Here is a 23,928-nt window from a genome sequence, read left to right as displayed (position 1 = left end):
GCGCTGCCGTGCGCCACGCAGAACGAGATCGACGGCGAATCCGCCAAGGCCCTGGTCGCCAACGGCTGCAAGGTCGTGTGCGAAGGCGCCAACATGCCGTCCACGCCGGAAGCCATCACCGTGTACCAGGAGAACGGCCTGCTGTACGGCCCGGCGAAGGCCGCGAACGCCGGCGGCGTGGCCGTGTCCGGCCTCGAAATGAGCCAGAACAGCTACCGTCTGAGCTGGACCTTCGAAGAGGTGGACAACAAACTCAAGTCCATCATGGAGAACATCGTCGCCAACTCCCTGGCCGCCGCCAAGGAGTACGGCCACGAGGGCGATCTGATGCTCGGCGCCAACGCCGCCGGCTTCGTCAAGGTCGCCAACGCCATGGTCGCCCAGGGCGTGCTGTGATCGGCTGAACTCCGTTCCGGTTTTCTCTGCCGGTTTGCATCAATCCAAATTCGATTATGAGGATTGATGCAAACCGGCTTTTTGTTGTCGGCAATCACCTTCGATACGGACCACATTGCATATACGAATGGCGGGTATGTTCCTTTTTTACAAAGGAACATACCCGCCATGTATTTGCGCTTATTTTGCGCCGTTCGGCGCTCCGTCGGTTTGTTTTACTGGATGTTCACCGTGGCCACATTCGCGAGTTTCAGCTGTCAGCGGCCAACAGCAAATCAGCTTTCCTTGACGGTAAAGCCCTGCTCCTTGCCATACTTGGCCAACGCATCCTGGAACTTGGCGAAGCCCTTCTCCAATGTGGTCGACTTCTTGACGTAGGCATCGCCCAAGTAATCCGTGTAGATCGAGTTGGCCTGGCCCATGAACGGCAGGAACTGGTACTCATTGGTCACCTGTTCGGAAGCCTGCGCAAGCACCTTGTTGTATTCCTGACCACCGAAGTACTTGGTGACTTCGTCGGAACCCTTGAGGAATTCCTCGGACTTCATCGTGGCCTTGTCCGCCGGGAAGGCGCCGCCCGAAGTACGTGCCTTGATGCCGGTCTTGTCGTGGCATACGAAGTTGATGTACTTCCATGCGGCGTCCTGCAGCTTGGAAGCCTTGGTCACGGCGATCGCGGAACCGCCGTTTTCGCCGTTGGACGGCTTGCTGGCATCCCAATTCGGTTGAAGGGCCACGCGCATATTGCCCGAAGCCTGCGGCGAATTGGAAACGAGATTGGCAGGCATCCACGCACCTTCGAAGATGGCGGCGATGGTGCCGTCGCCGATGCCGCGGTTCCATTCGTCGGCCCATGTGGCGACCTTGGTGTTGATCAGATCCTCGTCAATGAGCTTCTGCCAGAATTCGGCCACCGTCTTGACCTGCGGATCGGACTTGAAGTTGATGGTCACGTTCTCGCCGTTGGACTTGTACGGCTCGGCACCGGCCTGCCACAGGAACGCGTTCATGACCTTGGAATCGCCGGCGTCCGCGGTGATGTAATAGTCGTCGCCCAATGCACGAATCTTTTTGGCGTCCTGATAGAACTCGTCCCAGGTCTTCGGAGCTTCGGAGATTCCCGCCTTGTCGAAGGTGGCTTTGTTGTAGAACATGGCCTGCGGGCCGGAATCCATCGGCAGCGCGTACACTCCATCGCCAACATTCACGGAGTTCCATGTGCCGGGGGTGTAGAAGTTCTTGTATCCGGAAGTCTTGTCTTTGAGATCGGAAAGCTGGCTGTCGCCGATGACGTACTGCGGCACGGTCATGTATTCGAGTTGGACGACATCCGGGATGCCGGATCCCGCTTGGATGGCATTGTTCAGACCGGTGACCGTATCGTCGGCGGTTCCGGTGTTGTTCCACTTGATTTTGATGTTCGGATACTTCTTTTCGAACGCCGCGTTGGCCTGCTTGAGCGTTGGCTCCCAGCCCCAAACATTCAGCGTGACCTCTCCACCATTGTCCGACGCGTCGCCGGAACTGGAAGATCCGCCGCATGCTGCGATGGAAACAAGCATGGCTGCCGCGCCTACGATGGCCACGGACTTCTTCAACGACATTGTCATTTCGTCCCCTCCCTTGGGTGTCCTGTGTCACATCGCTCACCATTGCGATGTGACCGGTTACAATTTGTACTATACCCTCTTTTGTAACCGGTTACAAAAAATTCCGTATATCAGGAAACCATGCCTCGAACCATCGATACGCGCCGTTCTGAGACACTAAGATGATTACCATGGCATCAGCATCCAAAAGACCGACTATCCGCGATGTAGCGAAAATTGCCGGCGTCTCCTACGGAACAGTGTCGCGTTACTTCAACGGCAGCGAGCATGTTTCCGAGGCCGCAGCGAATCGCATCGCCAAAGCCGTCAAAGAGACGTCCTACACGCCTAACAGCAGCGCGCGCTCTCTGGCGCACCGTCGTACCCAGACCATAGCGCTTATCATCCAGGTGGAAAGCAACTCCACCATCATGCAATCCAGCATCGCCCAAGCGATATCGGGAGCCAATCAAACACTTGGCGAAGCCGGATATCAAATGGTCACGCTTATCGCCGATTCCGAACAGGCCACGCAGCGCATCACCACACTCGTCAACGGCGATTTTGCGGACGGCTATCTGCTGTTCTCCATGAGCAACGACGATTCCTTGCTGAAGGCGTTCCGAAATCTCCGGCGCCCGATGGTGCGCTCCGAAATCAGCTCCGAAGACCGCACTTCATTTCTGGCAGTGGATTTCGACAATGAGCAGGGTCAGGCCGCCATCACGCGGTATCTTCTAAACAAACATCGCACGAGACTCGCGTATATCTGTGGCCCCGGGTATTCGCCGACATCGCTGAACCGACTTGCCGGATTTAAAACGGCCATGGGGGAATTGTACGACGATAATCTTGTGTATTACGCGGATGATTGGGAAACCACCAGCGGCGAGATGGCCGCAGTGGCATTCGAAGCGCATCTGCATTCCATCGACGGCATCGTCTGTGCGAACGACAACATCGCGGTCGGATTGATCAACCAGCTCAGGCATATGGGCCTTCGAATTCCGGAAGATATCGCGGTCACGGGATTCGATGATTCGACAATGGCGCTGCTTGCCAATCCGAAGCTCACCACGGTGCATCAGGATTCGCAATTGCTGGGCCGCACCATGGCGGAATTGGTATTGCGGCAAATCCGAGGAGAAGAGTCGCATACGACGATTCTGAAGACGCGCATCGTGGAGCGGCAGTCCGCGTAGGCCCGCGCAAGGTCTATGCAAGGTCCAAGATCCACGCATGATTCATTCCCTGCGTGGCGCTTCCAACGCAGGATAACCTGACATGTGATTCCAAATACGGGGCACAAATACGGGGCACAGAAGAGACACAGAAGGGTCCGCAACCATACGGCTGCGGACCCTCGAAAGCATAAACGACGAACCATTCCGCGATCACCGCCTAAACGGCAGCGACCGTCGGAGCGTCTGACAACAACCGATCAGTCGTCGCCCAGCGTCACGTGGATGCCTCCGACGAGCGTGCTCACCACGTTGTACAGCAGCGTGAGGATGACCACGAGCAGGGTCACCAGAATCACTTCCACGACGGCGATGATGGTGACGGCGCTCAGCACGGTGCTCAGCGAGAGCACGTTGGCCAGGTCGAAGCCACCTGCGTCAAGACCGGTGGAGGACACGATCTGCGTCACTTGGTCGAACACACCGACCACGTTCAGAACCGTCCACAGCAGCGCCGCGGCGACGATCTGGATGATGCCGCCCGCGATGGACAGCATGAACGCCACCTTCGCGGCGGACCACGCGTCGATACGGGTCAGGGACAGGCTCATGCGGCGTGCGCGGGGAGTGCCGCGGCGCACCTTGTCACGAACCTTCACTCCGCCCTTGGCGGGGGAGCCCGCCTGCGGCTGCTCCGTGCCGATCAGCGGCTGGCTGGAAGCGGAACGCGCCACGCGCGGGGCCGGTTCGGCCTCCTGAACCTGCTGTTCTTCGTTGTTCTCGCTCATCGTTCTCCTTGCAAGATCATGCCCAGTTCCTAGCTGAGGCTACCAGTTTTCGCAGACGATTGTTCGCATCGTCCTTATGCCTCTACATTCTCGCCATGCTCGCCATCGTCGAGGCGCTGTCGGTCTCGACGATGGCTTTCGGAATTCGGAGGATTCCTGTTCCTTTATTCCGCGTCGTTGGATTCCGCTGCGGAAGCAGTGGCATTCGCACCCGCGGCATTCGCAGAGGATTCGGCAATGCCGTTGTCGGCTGCGGAAGCGGCGGCGTCAGCGGAAGCGGATTCGGCGGATTCCTCGGAATCCTCCTTGTCCTCGTTGCGCGCGATGGAAAGGATCTCGTCGTTCTTGTCGGGCTTGGCGAACGTCACGCCCTGGGTGTTGCGTCCGGTGCGCTTGACCTCGGCGACGTTGGAACGGATGACCTTGCCGGACTTCATGATGGCGAGGATCTGGTCGTCCTCCTCCACGATCACGGCACCCACGAGGGATCCACGTCCCTCGGCGAGTTGCACGGCCTTGACGCCGTAGCCGTTACGGCCCTGCAAACGGTATTCGCTGATGGCGGTGCGCTTCGCGAAGCCCTCGTTCGTCACCACGAACAGGTCCTTGTCGGAATCGCCCCAGACCACGTCCATGGCGAGCAGTTCGTCGCCGTCGCGGAACTTCATGCCCTGCACACCGGCGGTCTGGCGGCCCATCGGGCGCAGCTGCTCGTCGTTGGCCTCGAACTTCAGGCTCATGCCCTTCTTGGACACGAGGATGATGTCGTCGTCGGCGTTGCACAGCGCGGCGCCGATGAGCTCGTCGGCGTTCTCGCCGTTTTCGTCGGTCATCAGACGGACCGCGATCAGGCCGCCCTGACGCGGGGAGTCGTATTCGGCGAGCGCGGTCTTCTTCACCTTGCCGGAGCGGGTGGCGAGCACCAGGTACTTGGCCACGTCGTAGTTCGGGATGGACAGCACGGTCTGGATGGATTCGTCCGGGCCGAACTGCAGCAGGTTCGCCACGTGCTGGCCCTTGGAATCGCGAGATCCCTCCGGCAGCTCGTAGGCTTTCAGACGATACACGCGGCCCTTGTTGGTGAAGAACAGCAGCCAGTTGTGCGTGCTGGTGAGGAAGAAGTGGTCGACCACGTCGTCCTCGCGCAGGCGGGCGCCCTTGATGCCCTTGCCGCCGCGGTGCTGGGCGCGGTATTCGTCGGCCTTGGTGCGCTTGATGAATCCGGAATGCGTCACGGTGACGACCACGTTTTCCTCGGCGATCAGGTCTTCGACGTTCATTTCGCCGGAGTACGGCAGGATCTTGGTGCGGCGTGCGTCGCCGTACTTGGCGACGATTTCGTCGAGTTCGTCGCCGACGATCTTGCGCTGGCGTTCCGGCTTGGCGAGGATGTCGTTGTAGTCGGCGATCTTGCGCATGAGCTCGTTGTGCTCGTCGAGGATCTTCTGGCGTTCCAGAGCGGCCAGGCGGCGCAGCTGCATGGCGAGGATGGCGTCGGCCTGCACTTCGTCCACGTCGAGCAGGTCCATCAGGCCCGTGCGCGCGGTTTCCGCGGACGCGGAGGCGCGGATGAGGGCGATGACCTCGTCGATCATGTCGAGGGCCTTCAGGTAGCCCTGCAGGATGTGGTCGCGTTCCTCGGCCTCGCGCTTGAGGTATGCGGTGCGGCGTGCGACGACTTCGAGCTGGTGGCCGATCCAGTGGCGGATGAAGGCGTCCAGGGAGAGCGTGCGCGGCACGCCGTCGACCAGCGCCAGCATGTTGGCGCCGAAGGTCTGCTGCAGCTGGGAGTGCTTGTACAGGTTGTTGAGCACGACCTTCGGGACGGCGTCGCGCTTGAGCACGAGCACGAGACGCTGGCCGGTGCGGCCGGAGGTCTCGTCGCGCATGTCGGCGATGCCTTGGATCTTGCCGTCGCGCACCGCCTCGCGGATGGAGACGACGAGTCGGTCCGGGTTCACCTGGTACGGCAGCTCGGTGATCACGAGGCACATGCGGCCCTTGATCTCCTCGGTGTTGACGACCGCGCGCATGGTGATGAGGCCGCGGCCGGTGCGGTATGCCTGTTCGATGCCCTTGTGGCCGAGGATCGTCGCGCCGGTGGGGAAGTCCGGTCCCTTGATGATGCGGATGAGGTTGTCGAGCAGCTCCTCGCGGCTCACGTCCGGATGGTCGAGCGCCCAGTGCACGCCTTCGGCGACCTCGCGCATGTTGTGCGGAGGGATGTTCGTGGCCATGCCGACCGCGATGCCGGAGGAGCCGTTGCACAGCAGGTTCGGGAAGCGCGACGGCAGCACGGTCGGTTCCTGGGTCTTGCCGTCGTAGTTCGGCAGGAAGTCGACGGTGTCCTTGTCGATGTCGCGCACCATTTCCATGGCGAGCGGCGCCATGCGGCATTCGGTGTAACGCATTGCCGCGGCGGGATCGTCGCCGGGGGAGCCGAAGTTGCCCTGTCCGTCGACGAGCGTGTAGCGCATCGACCAGGACTGCGCCATACGCACCAACGTGTCGTAGATGGCGGAGTCGCCGTGCGGGTGGTATTTGCCCATGACCTCGCCGACCACGCGGGCGCACTTGGAGTAGCCGCGGTCCGGGCGGTATCCGCCGTCGTACATCGCGTAGATCACGCGACGGTGCACCGGCTTCATGCCGTCGCGCACGTCCGGGAGCGCACGGTCGACGATCACGGACATGGCGTACGCCAGATAGGAATCGCGCATTTCCTGCTGCAGATCCTTCTTCTGGATGCGTTCGCCGGTCATCAGACCGTAGTCGGTGTTGTCGGCCTCCTGCGGGCTCAACGGCTCCATGGAGCCGTCCGGCACGAACTGGCCGTCTTCAGTGTTGTTGTTTTCGTCTGCCAATTTCTAATCCTTGCCTTGAAGTCCCTGTGAATCCCTTACGCGTCGATCCAGCTGACGTTGCGCGCGTTGCGCTGGATGAACAGACGACGGGGTTCGACTTCGTCGCCCATGAGCATGGAGAAGGTCTCGTCGGCCGCGGCCGCGTCTTCGATCTGCACCTGCTTGAGGATGCGGTGTTCTGGATCCATGGTGGTCTCCCACAGCTCCTGGTAGCTCATTTCGCCCAGACCCTTGTAGCGCTGGATGCCTTCGCCCTTCGGCAGCTGGCGTCCGGCCGCCTTGCCTTCGGCGAGCACGCGGTCGCGTTCGGCGTCGGTGTACACGAAGTCGTGCGCGCCCTTGGTCCACTTCAGGCGGTACAGCGGCGGCATGGCCACGTACACGTATCCGGCGGTGATCATCGGCCGCATGTAGCGGAAGAACAGCGTCAGGTTCAGGGTCGCGATGTGCGCGCCGTCGACATCCGCATCGGCCATGATGATGACCTTGTGGTAGCGCACCTTGTTGAGGTCGAAGTCCTCGCCGTAGCCGCCGCCGACCGCGGTGATCAGCGCTTCGATGGTGTCGGACTTCATCATGCGGTCGAGGCTGGCGCGCTCGGTGTTGAGGATCTTGCCTCGCAGCGGCAGGATGGCCTGCGTGATCGGGTTGCGTCCCTGGATGGCGGAGCCGCCTGCGGAGTCGCCCTCCACGATGAACAGCTCGCATTCCTCGGGGTTGTTGGACTGGCAGTCCTTGAGCTTGTCGGGCATGCCGGCCGATTCGAAGATCGACTTGCGGCGGGTGTTCTCGCGGGCCTTCTTGGCCGCGATGCGCGCGCGGGACGCCTCGATGGCCTTCTGGATGATGCTCTTGGCCTCGCTTGGATGCGCGTCGAACCAGTCGCCGAGCTTGTCGGTCATGACGCGCTGCACGAAGGTCTTCGCCTCGGAGTTGCCGAGCTTGGTCTTGGTCTGGCCTTCGAACTGCGGGGTGGTGAGCTTCACGGAGACCACTGCGGTCAGGCCTTCGCGCACGTCGTCGCCGGAGAGGTTCTCGTCCTTGTCTTTGAGGATGTTCTTCTCGCGGGCGTAGCGGTTGACCAGCGAGGTCAGCGCCGCGCGGAAGCCTTCCTCGTGGGTGCCGCCTTCGGTGGTGGAGATGGTGTTCGCGAAGGTATGCACGGCTTCGGAGTACGCGGTGGTCCACTGCATGGCGATTTCCGCGGAGATGCCGATTTTCAGGTCTTCGGCCTCGAAATCGATGACGTCCGGTTCGACCGGCGTGGTCTTGCGGGACTTGACCAGGTAGTCGACGTAGTCCTTGATGCCGTCGTTGTACTGGTAGGTGACGCTCTGATGCTTCGTTTCGGCGTCGTCGTCGGTTCCCGCGACCTCGTCGCCGGCCTGGTCGGGTTCGCGCAGGTCGGTCAGGGAGATCTTCAGGCCCTTGTTCAGGAACGCCATCTGCTGGAAGCGGTTGCGCAGGGTCTCGAAATCGTAGGTGGTGGTTTCGAAGATCTTGCCGTCGGCCCAGAAGGTCACGGAGGTTCCGGTGGACTCGTCCTCGCCCATCGGAGCGCCCTTGGCCAGACGCGCGGTCGGCTTCTGGTCGATGTAGGTCTGGGTCCAGTGGAAGCCCTGGCGACGCACTTCGATGTCGACGCGGGTGGACAGCGCGTTCACCACGGAGATGCCCACGCCGTGCAGACCGCCGGAGACCGCGTAGCCGCCGCCGCCGAACTTGCCGCCGGCGTGCAGCTTGGTCATCACCGTCTCGACGCCGGAGATGCCTTCGCCCGGCACCTCATCGACGGGGATGCCTCGTCCATCGTCCACGACGCGCACACCGCCGTCGGGCAGAATCGTCACTTCGATGTGGGAGGCGTAGCCGGCCAGGGCCTCGTCGACGGAGTTGTCGACGATCTCGTACACCAGATGGTGCAGGCCGCGCGGTCCGGTGGAGCCGATGTACATGCCCGGGCGGATGCGCACCGCCTCAAGGCCTTCCAGAACCCTCAGGTCGGAGGCGTCGTAGTGTTCCGGCGACAGGGAGTCGTCAAGCTGCGCGTCTTCGAGTCGGTCGTTCTGGATCTGATCTTCCTGCGTGTTATCAGCTGATTCGTTCAGCGAATCCGCATCAAGGTCTGCCACAAAGATTCCTTCCTGCATTTTTCCCGTCTAGGAAGGCAATTTGCAAAGGCGATACCGCCTAGAACGCAAATAAAGGCCCCTTCTAGGCGTTTACATACACTGCTTGATATTCTACTCACGCAGAGGGACAGCGCGGCAGAGACATTTATCCTTGGAATTCCCTGAAATTCCGCCGTCAGTACCGCGTTCGACGGGTCATCCGGCCGCGGCCGTACCCCTGCTGCTGCGGTCCGGTGACGCGCACCTCGTCGATGGTCAGTCCTTCCAGCTTTTTGCGGATGACCGTGGTCAGCATGGGGGTCATGTAGGTCATCGTGGTGGTCCACGCCGGACTGTCGCAGCGGATCGTCAGCACGCCGTCGCGCAGGCTGGAGGGGTAGGAGTGCTGGGCGTTCTCCGGTCCGACCACGTCGGCCCAATGGTTTTGCATCTGCGCGATTTTCAGATGCTTGGTCCATTTGCCCTGCACCGCGATCATTTCGAAGATGCTGCCCACCTTCTGCGGTTCGCGGCCCGGTTTGCCGAAGCTCTCCCAGGCCTTGCGCGCCTTTTCCTCACGTTCCTTGGCCCGTCCGGCGCGACGGCTGATCCGTTCGAACACCTCGGCCGGGAGCTTGCGCTGATCGAGATGCAGCGTTTCGCAGATTGGTCGGTCCGGCATCAGTGGTCATCCCCGTTCCCGTTCGTCCGCACCGCCGTCCGCGCAGCATTCCGCTCTTCGGACGATACCTGCGCGTCAAGCGATGCCGGCGAATCGGGCGGCGTCTGCACTTCGGACGGCTGACACGGCTCGGATTGCCCGTCCTCCGCCAGCACTTCAGCACTGTCCGATGCGGCTGCGGACCTGCCCGACGCCAGTTGCGCCATCATGGCGGCCAGATGCTCGTCCGGCGTTCCCGAGGATTGTTCGCGCAACCGCGCGACGTCGATGAGGTTCCCGCCGGAGCGCGGAACATCGCTGGCGGCGGCGACGGTGATCAGCACCTGGTCCTGCGCGTCGGCGAAGTCGAGGATCTGCCCGCGCCGTGACTCGTCGAGCTGCGCGAACACATCGTCGAGGATCACGATGGGCTTGGTGCCGCGCTGTTCCTGCACGACTTCGTACAACGCCATCTTCAACGCCAATGCCATCGTCCACATCTCGCCGTTCGATGCGAATTCCCGGGCCGGCATGCCATCGAGCCGCAGGGCGAGGTCGTCGCGGTGCGGGCCGATCAGATTGCGGCCGCGCGCCACTTCTCCGGAATAGATGCGTTGGAAGTGCCTGCTGATCTCCGCCGCGGGATCGTCGAAGTACAGCACCTCATCGAAGGACGGCTCGTAGGTGAGCGCCGCCATCTGCTGCGGCGCATGCGGTGGTTGTGTCGCCGTCTGCGGTTTCGCGGTGCCGGCGAGCGCCTCGTAGATGCGGCCGAAAGGCTCGGAAAGCCGCCGAACGACGTCCGCGCGGTGACGGGTGAGCCGCAGTCCGATGTCGATGAACTGGCCGGTCCAGGTCTCCAGGCCGCTCAGCACCGCCTGCCGGCCGTATTCCGGGTCGAATCCGGTGCCGTCCGCCAGTTGTTTGAGCAGTGCCGTGCGCTGTTTGGCGATGTGGGTGAATTGTTGGAGCAGCGGCGCGTAGTGGGGGAGCAGCAGCGATGCCGCCTGGTTGAGGAAGTTGCGTCTGGTCGCCGGATCTCCCGATACCAGATGCTGGTCCTCCGGCGTGAACGACACGGACGGGATGAGTCCGATCAAATCGCGCATGTACTGCGATTTTCCGCCGTTGATGCGCGCCCTGTTGGCGCCGCGCGCCACGATGGTCGCCTCATACGCGTGCTGTCCGTCCGTATCATCGACGTTGGCGCGGATCACCGCCGACGTGTACCCCCGTTCGATGAGCGGCAGCGATGACGACGTACGGTGGCTGGATCCGGTGGACAGCACTTCGACGGCTTCCACGATGTTGGTTTTGCCCAGTCCGTTCGCGCCTTGCAGGATGTTGACCCCCGGCGTGAGATCGAGCACGCAGCGTTCCCATGAACGGTAGTGGTCGAGTGCGAGGCGGGAGATATGCATGGGTTCCTTGGATGGTGGTTGTTGACGGTTGCGGTCGTTCCGGGCTGTGGTTCGTCCGGAACGACCGTGTCGCGTCAGGTGTTCGCGGTGTTCGGATCAGTTTGCGAAGCGCATCGGCACGAGCAGGTAGCGGTAGTCCATGGATTCGTCGGAATCCGCTTCCTTCTGGCCGTTGAATTCCACCGGTTTGACCGCGGTGGTCATCTTCATGCGCACGTACGGTTCGCTGATGGCGCTCAGGCCTTCGATCAGGTAGGTGGGGTTGAACGCCACGGTGATGTCGTCGCCGTCCATGTCGATGTCGAGGACCTCCCTGGCCTGTGCCTCGTCGGCGGTGCCGGCGGTCAGGGTCAGGTCATGGCTGGTGAAGGTCATACGAACCGGGGCGTTGCGTTCCGTGACGAGGGAGACGCGCTTGATGGCGCTGACCAACGCCTGCTTGTCGATGACCGCGTGAATCGGGTATTCGTCGGCGTACAGGCGGTCCACCGCCGGGAATTCCCCATCGATCAGCTGCGAGGTGGAGACGCGGCCCGCGTTCTCGAATCCCAGCAGAGACGGGTTCTCCGGATCGAAATCGATCACCATGTCCTGGTGTTCGTCGATGGAGCGTGCGACATCGCGCAGCAGCGAGCCGCGGACCAGCGCGGTGGTGTTGATGTCGGGATTTTCGGGGGTCCAGTTGAAGCTCGACCGGGCCAGACGGAAACGGTCGGTGGAGCTCATGATCACCCGGTCGCCTTGGAACTGCACGCGGATGCCGGTCAGCACCGGGCGGTTCTCTTCGCGGGAGACCGCCACGGATGCCTGGTTCACGGCCTGCATGAAAGTAGGGGAGTCCACTTGGCCGAGTTTGGCCGGAATGGTCGGCAAATCGGGGTATTCGGCATCCGGCATGAGCTGCATGGTGAAGGTCGATTTCCCGGAGCTGATGACCAAGGTGGAACCTTCAGTGGAAAGGTAGGTTTTGGCGGCCGGCAGCGACTTCGTGATATCGGCGAGCAGTTTGCCAAGCACCAGGACCGTTCCCGGCTCGTCAATGCCGGCTTCGATGTGGTGGCGGGCGGAAATGGCGTAATTGAACGCGGAAAGTTGGAGCGTGCCGTCAATGGCTTCCAGACGGATGCCGGCAAGAATCGGCGTTGCGGGACGCGCATCGATGACGCGGGTAGTCCAGGCTACAGCGTCGGCCAGTGCTTGGGAATTGACTTCGACTTTCATTGATGTTCCTCGTTTCGTTCGTTCCACAAGCCATTCTAGCCAGCTGACGAAGCGATTTGAATCGTGGGGAACTCCCCACTTATTACGATGATGACGACTTCGATATAGAAAACTTACATAGTAATAATAAGGGCTGTGGATAATGTGGGTAACTCGTTGTTCCCCAGATTTTCCAAGGGCTTGGCATACCCCGATGCCTGTGGATAACTTTTGGATGGAGTGTGGACAAAACACCTGGTTATCCACATCGATTTCCTCGGCAAAAAGTTATCCACAATCGGCGGTGAATAATCCACCAGGCACTCACATGAATTTTCCGCGTTTCCAACGGGTTTTCCACAGGTTTTTCCTTGATTTGTGGACAACCCTGTGGATAAATTTTCAAATTTCTATGCACAACGCGGCGTGTCATCTGCCTTGGTAAATAAGAAAGTAAATTTATTTACTCCACGGTTGAACCGCCCTGACCGGACGCTCCGCGATAAGAAAAACCGAGTGCCCGCGCGCCCTTCCCTGCTCCGATTGCCTGGAGACTACGCGGACCCCGGTCCGCGTCCATGCTATACGCCACGATGGTTCATTTCAAATCGCATGACGGAGAAATACCGACATATCATGCCAAAAATCGCAGAAAATCCAGCGATAGGGTGTCGAAAATCCTACTTTTCCGAAGAACGCTGCTTGAGCTGGACGGTCAATTCCATCACGTAGTTGTAGATCTCCTGCTTTTCCTGCATCTCGTCGTTGATGCGGGTGTAGGCGTGCATGACGGTGGTGTGGTCCTTGCCGCCGAATACCAGGCCGATGTCGTTGAGGCTCATGCTGGTGAGCTCGCGGACCAGATACATCGCGATCTGGCGCGCCAAGGCGATTTTCTTCGTGCGCGAACGGCCGACGATGTCGTCGAACGTGACGTAGAAGTACTTCGCGACCTGGGTGATGATGTCGGCGGGCTTGATCTCCACGTCGGTGGTGAAGAAATCCTGCAGCGTCTGTTCCGCCAGGGCCCTGGTCACCGGCTGGCTGGTCAGCGAGGCCATCGCGGTCACGCGGTTCAGCGCGCCCTCCAGCTCGCGGATGTTCTCGGTGAAGCGCTCCGCGATGAGGTTGAGCACGTCGTTGGGGATGTTGGAGCCGTTCATCGCCGCGATCATGCGGAGGATGGCGATTCGCGTCTCCAGATCCGGCGGTTTGACGTCCACGGTCAGTCCGGATTCGAAGCGGGAGATCAGACGCTCGTTGAAGCCCTGCAGGTCCTTCGGCGGCACATCGGAGGCGATCACGATGCGCTTGTTGGCCTGATGCAGGGTGTTGAACGTGTGGAAGAACTGCTCCAGCGTGGAATCCTTGCCGCTCAGGAACTGGATGTCGTCGATGAGCAGCACGTCGACCTCGCGGTACCGACGGTTGAATTCCTTGATCTGGCCGGAGCTTTTGTTGGTGTCGCCCAACGCCTCGATGAACTCGTTGGTGAATTCCTCGCTGGTCACGTAACGGACCTTCAGATGGGGGTCCTTGACCAGCGCGTAGTTGCCGATGGCGTTCAGCAGGTGGGTTTTGCCCAGGCCGGAGCCGCCGTAGATGCACAGCGGGTTGAAATCATGGCCGGAGCCCTCGGCCACCGCCAATGCGACGGTGCGCGCGAAACGGTTGGAATCGCCGGGGACGAAGGTGTCGAACGTGGCGTTCTTGTTCAGATGCGTCTCGGGGTCGAGCAGCGGGCGGTTCTGGCCGCTCTGGAACACGGGGACCGGCGGATTCTGCGGCATGGAGGCTGGAATCGGCAATTGCCCCTGCGTGGTCTTCTCGGCCGGTTTCGGCTCGGGCGCGGCGAACTGGGGGTATTCCTCGGCCTTCTTCTTGGGTTCGGCCTTCTTCTTGACGATTTTGAACGCGGGGAAGATGTCCTGTTCGGCGGATTCGCGCAACGCGTCCATCAGGGGTTTGTTGAGATCGGTCTGCAACGCCTGCTGGGCCGAGGCGCTGGGGACGCACAACACGATGGTGGGGCCCCACATGCCCTCGGGAAACACGTTTTCCAACCAGCCCTTGTCGCGGGCGGAGAGGGAAGGGTTCTGGTGCAGCAGCGCCAGCGCGTCGGACCACACGCCGCGCGCCTGCTCAAGAGGATCTGTTGTCGTATCGGCCACGGATGCCCCTTTCTCTACAGCCTTCCTTATCTATGTGCAATTGCCTATTAATACTCTCTTTTTCTTGAGTTATCCACCGAGGTGCGTGTTGAAAACATTGAATTGTGAATAACGGCGAAGTGGTCTGTGGATAACTATTTGTGGGGAATTCGGCGTCATACCAACGTTTTTGTGGATTGTTTCATGGGGAGAATCCCCAGAAAAACGTGAGGGGAGCCGTAGGTGTCCGCGTTCTGTTCAGGGGTCAGAGTAATTTAGTAGAGCTTGACTCATGAGGAGCCGTGCTTTTGCGCGGCTAAAACACCGGGAGCATTAATTATGAAGAGGACATTCCAGCCGAACAACCGCCGTCGTCACATGAAGCACGGTTTCCGTCAGCGCATGCGCACCCGTTCGGGCCGCGCTCTGATCAACCGTCGCCGCGCCAAGGGCCGCAAGTCCCTCGCTGCCTGATCGTAACGGCGCACAGTGGTGGAACGGCTGAAAAGCCATCGCGATTTCGTCGCGGTGCTCAAACGCCGTCGTAGGGTATCGCGAGAAGACATCGTCGTGCATTATCTGATGTGCGACGATGCCGTGGCCGATTCCGCGACGGAGCATGGCCGACGTGTCGGCCTGGCCGTTTCCAAGGCTGTCGGCAACGCCGTGACGCGCAATGCCGTCAAACGTCGCTTTCGCGTGCTTGCGCGCCAATACGAATCGATATTGCCGGAATCGTGCGATATCGTTCTGCGCGCCAAGCCAAGCGCCGCGCACGCCGAATTCACCGCGCTCGACGCGCAGATGAAGGCGTGTTTCGAGGCGGTGCGCCGCAAGGCCGAACGCCAGCAATGAGCTTCGGACGCCGCGGACGATGGCTGATCGCCGCCATACGGTGGTATCAGCGGAATATCTCCGCCAAAACTCCGCCTTGCTGCAAGTATTATCCAAGCTGTTCTCATTACGCCATACAGGCCATCGCCAGATTCGGTTGCCTGAGAGGCGGTCTTCTTGCGATTCTACGTCTTTTGCGATGCGTGCCGTGGAGCTGCGGCGGCATAGATGACGTTCCCCAGCGTTACTCCGTTTTTTATAGATTTTCGTGGTCGAAGGCACATGAGGAGCCTCGACTCACACCTCTGGCCGTAAACGATAAGGAGAATGGCCTGTAATGGGTAATCAAGATCAATTCCTCCTCGACAACGGTTTCTGGGGCTGGCTGTACAAGCTCCTGTATCCGGTCGAGTGGCTGATGACTCAGCTCATGAGCCTGTTCCACAAGCTGTTGGTCGCGATCGGCATGGACGAGATCGGTTTCTCGTGGGTGCTGTCCATCGTGTTCCTGGTGCTGGTGGTCCAGGTGTGCGTGTTCCCGTTGTTCTACAAGTCCATCACGGGCATGCGCAAGATGCAGAGCCAGATGCAGGTCCTGCAGCCCAAGATGCAGCGCATCCAGAACAAGTACAAGGGCAAGAACGACCCGGCCAGCAAAGAGGCCATGCAGCGTGAGCTGATGAAGCTCTACCAGGACAATGACGCGAACCCGATGGGCGGATGCACGTCGATGCTGCCTATGCTCGTGCAGGGCCCCGTGTTCATGTGCATGTTCTACACGCTGTCCGCCATTCCGTACATCGCCCGCGGCAAGTTCAGGAACGGCGAGGGACTGGGCGCCTTCGACATCGCCACCGCGAAACAGTTCACCTCCACCACCGTGTTCGGCGTGAACGTCGCGGACAACTTCACCAATGCCGCGGTCGCCGGCAAGGTCGTCATCGCGATCTTCGTTGCCTTGATGTGCTTCTGCCTGTGGTTCATGCAGTTCAACAGCATGAAGCGCAACATGCCTCAGAACGGTCCGCAGACCAAGCAGACCGAGATGATGCAGAAGATGATGCTGTGGATGTTCCCGATCATGTACATCTTCTCCGGCATCGCCATGCCGTTCGCCGTGCTGGTGTACTGGCTGACCAACAACATCTGCAACCTGCTGCGTTCCATCTGGCAGATCCATGCGTTCCCGACCCCGGGATCCCCGGCCGCCGAAGCCAAGAAGAAGCGCGACCATGACCATGAGAACGCCCGCCGCGCCAAGGCCGGTCTGCCGTCCCTCGAAGACGAGGCGTTGCAGCAGGCCAAGGCCGCCGCGGAAAGCAAAGAGAAGCATGGTTATCAGCGCCAGCAGCCGAGCCGCAAGAAGAAGAGGAAATAACTGATGCGCGATGTGTCCCGTGTTTCACGTGAAACACGGGACACGCGTTATTCTGGAAGTATCTTTTCCGAGAATTAGACTTTACCCAAGAACCCCGCTCAAAGGAGTACGAATAATGGCGCTAGATGATGAGAAGACCATCGACCAGCTCAATGAGGAAGCTGATATCGCTGCCGATTATCTTGAAGGATTGCTTGACATCGTCGATTACGAAGGCGACATCGAGATGGGTGTGCGCAACAACCGCCCGACCGTGCAGATCGTCGCGGACGACGACACCGACATCAAGCATCTGATCGGACGCAACGGCGAAGTGGTCGACGCGCTGCAGCAGCTCACCCGACTCGCCGTGCAGCAGAAGACCGGCGAACGCTCCCACCTCATCGTGGATGTCGACGGTTATCTGAAGCGCAAGCGCCAGCGTCTGCACGACATCGCGCTCGACGCGATCGACGAGGTGCGCGACACCGGCGAACCGGTCAATCTGAAGCCGATGAACTCCTTCGAACGCAAGATCGTCCACGATGTGGTGCGCGAGGAGGGCCTGAAATCCCGCTCCCACGGCGAGGAGCCTCGCCGCTACGTCACCGTGTACATGAAGGCCTCCGCGTCGGACGACTTGGACGACGAGGACTGATCCGCTTTCATAGGCGATTCCGTATGACTTCGCGCCGCGTAACGCGGCGCTTTTTTATTGCGTTCGATTGCGGGTCGCCGGCACCGTGCGGTGGGGTGGCGTTTCACCCGTTTCGCTCGCCATGTGCCGACGATTCGGCCTGATACTGCGTCCCACAGGGCATTGCGGTTTCCGATGGGCTGTGGGCGGAACGCGATGCGGCACCGGCGTCGCGGGACAAGTCGCGCAGCGCGGCGAGTGATAGCGCGATGGATATAGGATAGAGACCATGACTGAAACGATTGACGAACTTGACGATTCGCCGATTCTTGGGGAAGTGCTTGGGGACGCATTGGACAAGCTCCGCGTATTTCATGCGAAACTCGCCCAGGAAGGCGAGCCTCGCGGATTGATAGGCCCCCGCGATGTCGGCATCATCTGGGAACGGCATATTCTCAACTCCGCGGCGATTGTGCCGTTTGTGAAGGAGGCCACGGCGCGCCGGCAGTTCAAGACGGTGGCCGACATCGGCAGTGGTGGCGGCTTCCCCGGCATCGTGGCCGCGGCATGCCTGCCCGATCACCAGTTCACCTTGGTGGAGCCTATGGAACGCCGCGTGGAATGGCTGAACGAATGCGTCGACGAGATGGACCTGAAGAACGTCACCGTGGTTCGCGCCAGGGCCAATGAGGTGATCGACGCCATTCATGGCTCCCGGCTGGGCAAGAACGGCAAGGGCGCGCATGGCCCCGCCGTCGATTTGGACGGCAATCCGATCGCCGCAAGGCATCCGTTCGCCGTGGTGACCTGCCGTGCGGTGGCACCGATGACCAAACTTTCGGGATGGACCCTGCCATTGCTGGACAAAGGCGGGCGTCTGGTGGCGCTGAAGGGACGTTCGGCGCAGGCGGAAATCGAAAAGGCCGCCAAGGAGATCTCCAAGCGTGGGGGAATCAGACCCCGCGTGGTGGATGCCGAGGTCGGTCCCGGCCTTGAGCCGACCCATGTGCTCATGGTGGACAAGCGATAGAGAGTTATCCACAATTTCGGCAAGTTATCCACTTTGTCCACAAAATACGGATCGTAGGAAATCGAAGAAATCAAAAGACTGGGATTTCAACGAAAAAACGGTGGATAACTTTGGCTGGAAACAGGCGGTTATCCACCGGTTATGCACAGTTGTCCACAATTTTGCGGATTGCCTGTGGATGCCGAAACTGTCCACCCGAATGATGAAACTGGGAATCTAAGCATAGTGTGAGGAAAAACTAGGTTATGACTGGACCTGCAGAATCAGACAATCTGACATCGATGGAATCCGCGACGGAAACCATCAAGCGCATCTTCGGAGAGAGCTCATCCCCACTGGGCGCGGAAATCGCCGCGGAAACCACGCGGTTCAGGGCCGTGCAGAAGGCCGTATGCCCGAAACCGGCACGCACCAGGCTCATCGCCGTCGCCAACCAGAAAGGCGGCGTGGGCAAGACGACCACCGCGGTGAACCTGTCCGCGGCGCTGGCGCAGTTCAAATCGAGGGTGCTGCTGATCGACATGGATCCGCAGGGCAACGCCTCCACCGCATTGGGCGCGCCGCACGCTTCGGGCCAACCGTCGGTATACGACGTCATCGAAGGACGCAAAACCATCGCCGAAGTCAAGCGCACCTGCCCTGATTTCGACATGCTCGACGTCGTGCCCGCATCCATCGACCTGAGCGGCGCCGAATTGGAAGTCGCCGATCTGCCGAACCGCAACGTGCTGCTGAAAAACGCCGTGGACGAATTCCTGAGCACCAGCGAAGAGCATTACGATTACGTGATCATCGATTGCCCGCCGAGCCTGGGTCTGCTGGTCATCAACTCCATGTGCGCGGTGAACGAGATGCTGATTCCGATCCAGGCCGAATACTACGCGCTGGAAGGCCTGGGGCAGCTCATCAACACCATCGGATTGGTGCAGAGCCACTTCAATCCGTCCCTGCTGGTCTCCACCATGCTGATCACGATGTTCGACAAGCGCACGCTGCTGAGCCGCGAAGTGCGCGATGAGGTCAAGAAGCATTATCCGAGCATCGTGCTGAACACGACGATTCCCCGCACGGTGAAGATTTCCGAGGCCCCGAGCTTCAACCAGAGTGTGATTGCCTATGACCCCAAGGGCATGGGCGCGATTTCGTATTGTGAGGCCGCGCTTGAGATCGCCGAGCGGTCCCAGACGGTGCTGCAGGCCATCGATGCAAGAAGGAACGAGAACTGATTATGACTAGATCACGTTTGGGCAAGGGACTCGGCGCGCTGTTCCCGACGTTGCCGGGCGAGACCGCGAAGCCGGAGACCACGTCGGCGCCATCGGCGCAGGGCGCGGGACAGGCCACAGGGGATGGCTCCACCAAGGGCTCCGCATTCGTCAAGCCCACGGTCACCGCGCAGGCGTCCGTCGACGCCGTGCACGGCATGTCCAAGAAAAGCGTTTCACGTGAAACCAAGAGGAACGGCGGAAAGAAGAACTCCCGTCGCGCCAGCGTTCCTTCCATCACGCTGAACGAGGTCTCCCATCCCGCCGACATGTTCTTCGGCTCCACCGTGCCGGCCGGTGCCGCGCCGTCCGCTGGTCACGAGCACGATGCAGCGTCTTCGGCATCCGCCGCTTCCGGCAGGAACACGTCCGGCAATGCGTCCAAGAAGGCCGATGACACGAAGAAGCAGGAGGAGCAGGAGCTGCTTCCGGTCCAGGGTGGATACCTGGTCGAACTGCATGTACGCGATGTCGGTCCCAACCTTCACCAGCCACGAACCATCTTCGACGAGGACGACCTTCGCGAACTCGCCGAATCCATCAAGGAAGTCGGCGTGCTCCAGCCGATCGTCGTGCGCAAGCGCCCCATGGCGCAGATCGAGGCCGCGCGCAAGGAGATGGCCGCGCGCGCCGCTTCGAAGGACGGTTCAGACGCATCCACACAGCAGGGCGTCGGTGCCGCGCAGCATGGCGCCCAGAACGCGGAGCAGGGCTCCGTTGCGGCGTCCGACGCTTCCGCAAGTTCCGAATCGCGCAACATGTTCGACGGCCGCATGGACAGCATGTACGAGCTCATCATGGGCGAACGTCGCTGGCGCGCGTCGCAGATCGCCGGATTGGACACGATTCCCGCGATCGTCAAAACCACCGCCGACGACGATATGCTGCGTGACGCGCTGCTGGAGAACCTGCATCGCGTCGCATTGAATCCATTGGAAGAGGCCGCCGCATACCAGCAGATGATCGACGACTTCGGTCTGACGCAGGCGCAGCTTTCGAAATCCGTGTCGAAATCCCGCCCGCAGATCGCCAATACCCTGCGATTGCTGAATCTGCCGAGTACCGTGCAGAAGAAGGTCGCTTCCGGCATGTTGACCGCAGGCCATGCGCGTGCGTTGCTGGGATTGCCCACGGAAGCGGATATGGAGCGACTGGCGACGCGCATCATCTCCGAAGGGCTGTCCGTGCGCAGCACCGAGGAGATCGTGTCGATGAAAGCCGCTGAATCCGACCAGCCGAAGAAGCCCAAGGCGAACAAGCTCAATCCCTGGGCCGGCACTCCGGTGCAGATGGATCTGGAGAAGCGTTTCGATACCAAGGTGTCGATCAAGGGCTCCAAGAAGCACGGACGCATCGAAATCGTGTTCAAGTCGGAAGACGATATGAAACGTATCGTCGATTTGCTGATGCGGCAGCAGTGAGGGGCTGTTGACCGGTCTATACATGCCGGACATGCCGACATGCACAGACCGAATATGACAAGGCGCTCGGATGGTTGGTATCCATCCGAGCGCCTTGTTCGTGGAGTATCGTAGCAATTCGCCCGTAATGGCCGCTCTCACGGGCGAAACCGCATGGTGCGGGTAAGTTTTTACTGCAGATACGCTTGGGCGTCGAGAGCGGCGCGGCAGCCCATTCCCGCGGCGCTGATGGCCTGACGGTAGACGCTGTCCACGCAGTCGCCCGCCGCGAAGATGCCGGGCGTGCCGGTCTTCGTGCTCGCTCCCTCGACCGTGATGTAACCGGCCTCGTCGGTATCGACCACGCCGTTCAGGAAGCCGGTCGCCGGGGTATGGCCGATCGCCACGAAAATGCCGTTCGCCGGCACGGTGCTGGTCTCGTCCGTCTTGACGTTGCGCACCACGACGGATTGCGCGCCGTTGTCGTCGCCTTGGATTTTCTCGACGACCGAATCAAGCAGGAAATCGATTTTCGGATTGTTCTTCACGCGCTCCACCATGATCTGCGATGCGCGGAATTCGTCGCGGCGGTGAATCAGTGTGACGGAGGAGCCGAAGCGTGACAGGAAGTCCGCCTCTTCGCAGGCGCTATCGCCGCCGCCGACCACAACAATTGGCTTGCCTCGGAAAAAGAATCCATCGCAAGTCGCACAATAAGAAACACCTTTGCCGGAAAAATCCGCTTCTCCAGGAACGTTTAATTTGCGATAGGAAGAACCGGTCGCCACGATGAGCGCCTGCGTCTCCAGCACGTCGCCTTGGTCGAGACGCACGGTCTTCACGCCCGTCTCCGGATCGTTCTCGACGGAAACGACATCGTCCCAGATGATGTTCGCGCCGAACTTCTCGGCCTGCTTCTGCATGTTGTCCATGAGATCGGGACCGAGGATGCCGTCGGGGAAGCCGGGGAAGTTCTCCACCTCGGTGGTGTTGACCAGTTGGCCACCCGGAGTCAATGCCCCGGCGACGACGGTCGGTTCGTATCCGGCACGGCCGAGGTAGATTGCGGCGGTGTATCCGGCGGGGCCGGAACCGATGATTACAGCATTGCGATTTTCACTCATACCATCACCTTATGGGGTGGGGCGTTGTGCCGCGCCGGATATGCCCAAAGCTCAATGCTTCCGGTTATCAATTTTTCCCATAACGGGCGATAGGTCCGACCATCCGCGTCCTGCCGGCCATATGTTTCACGTGAAACAACAGCGGGCGCCGGAAAATATCCGGCGTCCGCGGTCAATCTGCGAAATCGACTTCGCCGAGCTTGTCGATGAGCTTCATGTTCTCGCTGTAATCGACGGGGCAGGCGATGATGTCAACGCCGTCGTGCTCCTGCAACGCCGCGCGGAGCGTGGGGTAGAGCTCGTCGGCGGACGTGATCTCATGGCCGCGCGCGCCGAAGCTGCGTGCCAGCTCGGACACGTCGGGATTGCCGAAATCGACGTTTTCGTAGGAGCCGTTGTGGATGTTCATCTTCCACTTGATCAGGCCATACGCCTTGTCCACCCAGATCAGCACCACCATGCGCGCGCCGACGCGCACCGCGGTCTCGATCTCCTGCACGTTCATCAGAAAGCTTCCGTCGCCCATCGCCGCCAGTACGGGACGCCCCGGCCGTTCCAGCGAGGCGGCCACCGCGCCCGGCAGCGTCCACGCCATCGTCGACAGCGAATTGTCGATCACGCAGGTGTTGGAGTAATACGTCGGGTACAGACGCGCCATCCACATCTTCAGCGCGCCGGTATCGACCAGCGTGATGTCGTCGTCGGCCATCGCACGGCGGGTGTCGTAGACGATGCGCTGCGGCTTCATCGGGAACGCGTCGTCCATTGCGTGCGACTGGAACTCGTCGCTGAGCAGCTCGTGGATCAGCGGATGCGATTCGTCGAAATGGATGCCCTTCACGCGCAGCCGGGTGATCAGCGCCTCCAACGTCTGGTCGATGTCGCCCATGATGTTCAGCGCCGTCGAATAGTGCGCGTCGGTGTCCTCGACGAAGGTGTTGATGTGAATAATAGTTTTATCGTCGTGCGGATTGATTTTTTTCGGGTCGAATTGCTGAATTGAAAATCCGATGGAAATAATTAAATCGGCTTCATCGAATGCGAAATTTTCATAGTCATGCTTCATGAAGCCGACGACGCCAAGCGCATTGGGAATGTGGTCGGAGATCACGCCTTTGCCTTCGAACGTCGTCGCGACCGGCACGTTGAGCTGCTCGGCCAAGGCCAGCAACCGGTTTTCGGCATGCGCGCGTGCCACGCCATTGCCGGCGAGGATGATCGGATGCCGCGCCTGGCCGATGAGATCAGCCGCGCGCGCGATGGTGTCGTCGGTCGGACGGATATGCATGGTGTCCGGCAACGGCAACGGCCTGATTCCGTGCGATACGGGCATCTCCGCGACGTCTTCGGGCAGGATGAGGCACGTCGCTCCCGGACGCTTCCTTTGGGCCACGGAGAAGGCCTTGCGGATGATCTCCGGCACGGATTCCGGCGTGGAGATCATGCTCGTCCACTGGGTGATGGGGCGGAACACCGACACCAGGTCGACGATCTGATGCGATTCCTTGTATAGACGTCCCACATTGCCTTGCGCGCAGATGGCGACCAGCGGGGTCGTACTGGCGTTGGCCTGTGCCACGGGCAGGGTGAGGTTCAGCGCGCCCGGGCCCAGCGTCGCCATGCAGACGCCCGGTTTGCCGGTCAAATGGCCCTGTGTGGACGCCATGAATCCGGCTCCCTGCTCATGGCGGGTCAGCACGAAGCGGATGCGTCCGTCGCGTTCCAGCGCCTCCATCAGCGGGATGTTCTCCTCGCCGGGGATGCCGTAGATGACGTGCACGCCCTCGTTGACCAGACATTCGACGAACAGGTCGGCCACATTGCGCACGTGCTCGCTTTCGGATTCGTTATTGGTCTTGTCATCGGACACGTCGAACGTTCCGCCGCCCGGTTTGCGGTTTGGTTTGTTGCCGGCCGATG

At 60.6% G+C, this 23,928-nt stretch carries 18 protein-coding genes and 2 pseudogenes; 10 read left to right on the top strand and 10 right to left on the bottom strand.

Annotated elements, in window-relative coordinates:
• Positions 1-396 (top strand): annotated as a pseudogene (locus B3C64_RS07500) (NADP-specific glutamate dehydrogenase); the annotation flags it as partial.
• A gap of 275 nt (positions 397-671) precedes the next feature.
• Here B3C64_RS07500 and B3C64_RS07495 read toward each other — a convergent pair.
• Positions 672-2,006: an ABC transporter substrate-binding protein gene (locus B3C64_RS07495; RefSeq protein ID WP_291534844.1), complete on the bottom strand. Its 1,335-nt coding sequence runs from the start codon at positions 2,004-2,006 to the stop codon at positions 672-674.
• Positions 2,007-2,176: 170 nt separating this feature from the next.
• Between B3C64_RS07495 and B3C64_RS07490 the strand changes: the two genes are divergently transcribed.
• Complete coding sequence (locus B3C64_RS07490) at positions 2,177-3,187, top strand: LacI family DNA-binding transcriptional regulator (RefSeq protein WP_291534843.1); 1,011 nt, start codon at positions 2,177-2,179, stop codon at positions 3,185-3,187.
• 239 nt (positions 3,188-3,426) lie between these two features.
• Here B3C64_RS07490 and B3C64_RS07485 read toward each other — a convergent pair whose 3' ends face one another.
• From B3C64_RS07485 to dnaA, 7 genes and pseudogenes are all read right to left on the bottom strand, one after another.
• Complete coding sequence (locus B3C64_RS07485; protein ID WP_291534842.1) at positions 3,427-3,954, bottom strand: DUF3566 domain-containing protein; 528 nt, start codon at positions 3,952-3,954, stop codon at positions 3,427-3,429.
• A gap of 164 nt (positions 3,955-4,118) precedes the next feature.
• Positions 4,119-6,818, bottom strand: coding sequence for a DNA gyrase subunit A (gene gyrA, locus B3C64_RS07480; RefSeq protein WP_291534841.1), 2,700 nt, complete (start codon positions 6,816-6,818; stop codon positions 4,119-4,121).
• A gap of 35 nt (positions 6,819-6,853) precedes the next feature.
• Positions 6,854-8,968, bottom strand: coding sequence for a DNA topoisomerase (ATP-hydrolyzing) subunit B (gene gyrB / locus B3C64_RS07475; protein WP_291534840.1), 2,115 nt, complete (start codon positions 8,966-8,968; stop codon positions 6,854-6,856).
• A gap of 157 nt (positions 8,969-9,125) precedes the next feature.
• Positions 9,126-9,611 (bottom strand): DUF721 domain-containing protein, encoded by a 486-nt coding sequence (locus tag B3C64_RS07470; protein WP_291534839.1) that lies wholly within the window; start codon positions 9,609-9,611, stop codon positions 9,126-9,128.
• A 176-nt stretch (positions 9,612-9,787) separates the two neighbouring features.
• Positions 9,788-11,011, bottom strand: a pseudogene (gene recF, locus B3C64_RS07465) (DNA replication/repair protein RecF); the annotation flags it as partial.
• Positions 11,012-11,107: 96 nt separating this feature from the next.
• Positions 11,108-12,232 (bottom strand): DNA polymerase III subunit beta, encoded by a 1,125-nt coding sequence (dnaN, locus tag B3C64_RS07460; RefSeq protein WP_291534838.1) that lies wholly within the window; start codon positions 12,230-12,232, stop codon positions 11,108-11,110.
• Positions 12,233-12,891: 659 nt separating this feature from the next.
• Positions 12,892-14,382 carry a chromosomal replication initiator protein DnaA gene (gene dnaA / locus B3C64_RS07455; RefSeq protein ID WP_291534837.1) on the bottom strand — a complete coding sequence of 497 codons (1,491 nt, stop codon included), beginning with the start codon at positions 14,380-14,382 and terminating at the stop codon, positions 12,892-12,894.
• A gap of 318 nt (positions 14,383-14,700) precedes the next feature.
• On the opposite strand from dnaA, the gene rpmH reads away from it, so the two are divergent.
• The 8 genes from rpmH (at position 14,701) to B3C64_RS07415 (ending at position 20,905) form a co-directional block, all read left to right on the top strand.
• Entirely contained in the window at positions 14,701-14,835 is a 135-nt protein-coding gene (gene rpmH, locus B3C64_RS07450) for a 50S ribosomal protein L34 (protein ID WP_291534836.1), read from the top strand.
• Between the two features lie 18 nt (positions 14,836-14,853).
• Positions 14,854-15,216, top strand: coding sequence for a ribonuclease P protein component (gene rnpA, locus B3C64_RS07445; RefSeq protein ID WP_291534852.1), 363 nt, complete (start codon positions 14,854-14,856; stop codon positions 15,214-15,216).
• Entirely contained in the window at positions 15,213-15,533 is a 321-nt protein-coding gene (yidD, locus tag B3C64_RS07440; RefSeq protein ID WP_291534835.1) for a membrane protein insertion efficiency factor YidD, read from the top strand. The genes rnpA and yidD overlap by 4 nt, the downstream gene beginning before the upstream one ends.
• On the top strand, positions 15,533-16,573 hold the full coding sequence (yidC, locus tag B3C64_RS07435; protein WP_291534834.1) for a membrane protein insertase YidC: 1,041 nt from the start codon (positions 15,533-15,535) through the stop codon (positions 16,571-16,573). Before yidD ends, yidC begins: the two co-directional genes overlap by 1 nt.
• A gap of 115 nt (positions 16,574-16,688) precedes the next feature.
• Positions 16,689-17,210: a protein jag gene (locus B3C64_RS07430; protein ID WP_291534833.1), complete on the top strand. Its 522-nt coding sequence runs from the start codon at positions 16,689-16,691 to the stop codon at positions 17,208-17,210.
• Positions 17,211-17,478: 268 nt separating this feature from the next.
• Positions 17,479-18,219, top strand: a complete 741-nt coding sequence (gene rsmG / locus B3C64_RS07425) for a 16S rRNA (guanine(527)-N(7))-methyltransferase RsmG (protein WP_291534832.1) — start codon at positions 17,479-17,481, stop codon at positions 18,217-18,219.
• 281 nt (positions 18,220-18,500) lie between these two features.
• Positions 18,501-19,445: a ParA family protein gene (locus B3C64_RS07420; RefSeq protein ID WP_291534851.1), complete on the top strand. Its 945-nt coding sequence runs from the start codon at positions 18,501-18,503 to the stop codon at positions 19,443-19,445.
• Complete coding sequence (locus B3C64_RS07415; protein WP_291534850.1) at positions 19,445-20,905, top strand: ParB/RepB/Spo0J family partition protein; 1,461 nt, start codon at positions 19,445-19,447, stop codon at positions 20,903-20,905. Before B3C64_RS07420 ends, B3C64_RS07415 begins: the two co-directional genes overlap by 1 nt.
• A gap of 170 nt (positions 20,906-21,075) precedes the next feature.
• Here B3C64_RS07415 and trxB read toward each other — a convergent pair whose 3' ends face one another.
• Positions 21,076-22,008 carry a thioredoxin-disulfide reductase gene (gene trxB, locus B3C64_RS07410; protein WP_291534831.1) on the bottom strand — a complete coding sequence of 311 codons (933 nt, stop codon included), beginning with the start codon at positions 22,006-22,008 and terminating at the stop codon, positions 21,076-21,078.
• A 172-nt stretch (positions 22,009-22,180) separates the two neighbouring features.
• On the bottom strand, positions 22,181-23,878 hold the full coding sequence (locus B3C64_RS07405) for an acetolactate synthase large subunit (protein WP_291534849.1): 1,698 nt from the start codon (positions 23,876-23,878) through the stop codon (positions 22,181-22,183).
• Between the last annotated feature and the right edge of the window lie 50 nt (positions 23,879-23,928).

Source organism: Bifidobacterium sp. UBA6881, assembly GCA_002451435.1.
In the GTDB taxonomy this organism is placed as follows: Bacteria; Actinomycetota; Actinomycetes; order Actinomycetales; family Bifidobacteriaceae; genus Bifidobacterium.
This window is presented reverse-complemented; position numbering and strand designations above follow the sequence as displayed.

Bases quoted from the DNA above. Each gene is read 5' to 3' on its own strand.
- B3C64_RS07430 (WP_291534833.1), top strand. From the start codon at position 16,689: ATGGCGCTAGATGATGAGAAGACCATCGACCAGCTCAATGAGGAAGCT.
- B3C64_RS07485 (WP_291534842.1), bottom strand. From the start codon at position 3,954: ATGAGCGAGAACAACGAAGAACAGCAGGTTCAGGAGGCCGAACCGGCC.
- rpmH (WP_291534836.1), top strand. From the start codon at position 14,701: ATGAAGAGGACATTCCAGCCGAACAACCGCCGTCGTCACATGAAGCAC.
- yidC (WP_291534834.1), top strand. From the start codon at position 15,533: ATGGGTAATCAAGATCAATTCCTCCTCGACAACGGTTTCTGGGGCTGG.
- B3C64_RS07495 (WP_291534844.1), bottom strand. From the start codon at position 2,006: ATGACAATGTCGTTGAAGAAGTCCGTGGCCATCGTAGGCGCGGCAGCC.
- B3C64_RS07470 (WP_291534839.1), bottom strand. From the start codon at position 9,611: ATGCCGGACCGACCAATCTGCGAAACGCTGCATCTCGATCAGCGCAAG.
- trxB (WP_291534831.1), bottom strand. From the start codon at position 22,008: ATGAGTGAAAATCGCAATGCTGTAATCATCGGTTCCGGCCCCGCCGGA.
- rsmG (WP_291534832.1), top strand. From the start codon at position 17,479: ATGACTGAAACGATTGACGAACTTGACGATTCGCCGATTCTTGGGGAA.
- B3C64_RS07490 (WP_291534843.1), top strand. From the start codon at position 2,177: ATGGCATCAGCATCCAAAAGACCGACTATCCGCGATGTAGCGAAAATT.
- B3C64_RS07420 (WP_291534851.1), top strand. From the start codon at position 18,501: ATGGAATCCGCGACGGAAACCATCAAGCGCATCTTCGGAGAGAGCTCA.
- gyrB (WP_291534840.1), bottom strand. From the start codon at position 8,968: ATGCAGGAAGGAATCTTTGTGGCAGACCTTGATGCGGATTCGCTGAAC.
- yidD (WP_291534835.1), top strand. From the start codon at position 15,213: ATGAGCTTCGGACGCCGCGGACGATGGCTGATCGCCGCCATACGGTGG.
- dnaN (WP_291534838.1), bottom strand. From the start codon at position 12,232: ATGAAAGTCGAAGTCAATTCCCAAGCACTGGCCGACGCTGTAGCCTGG.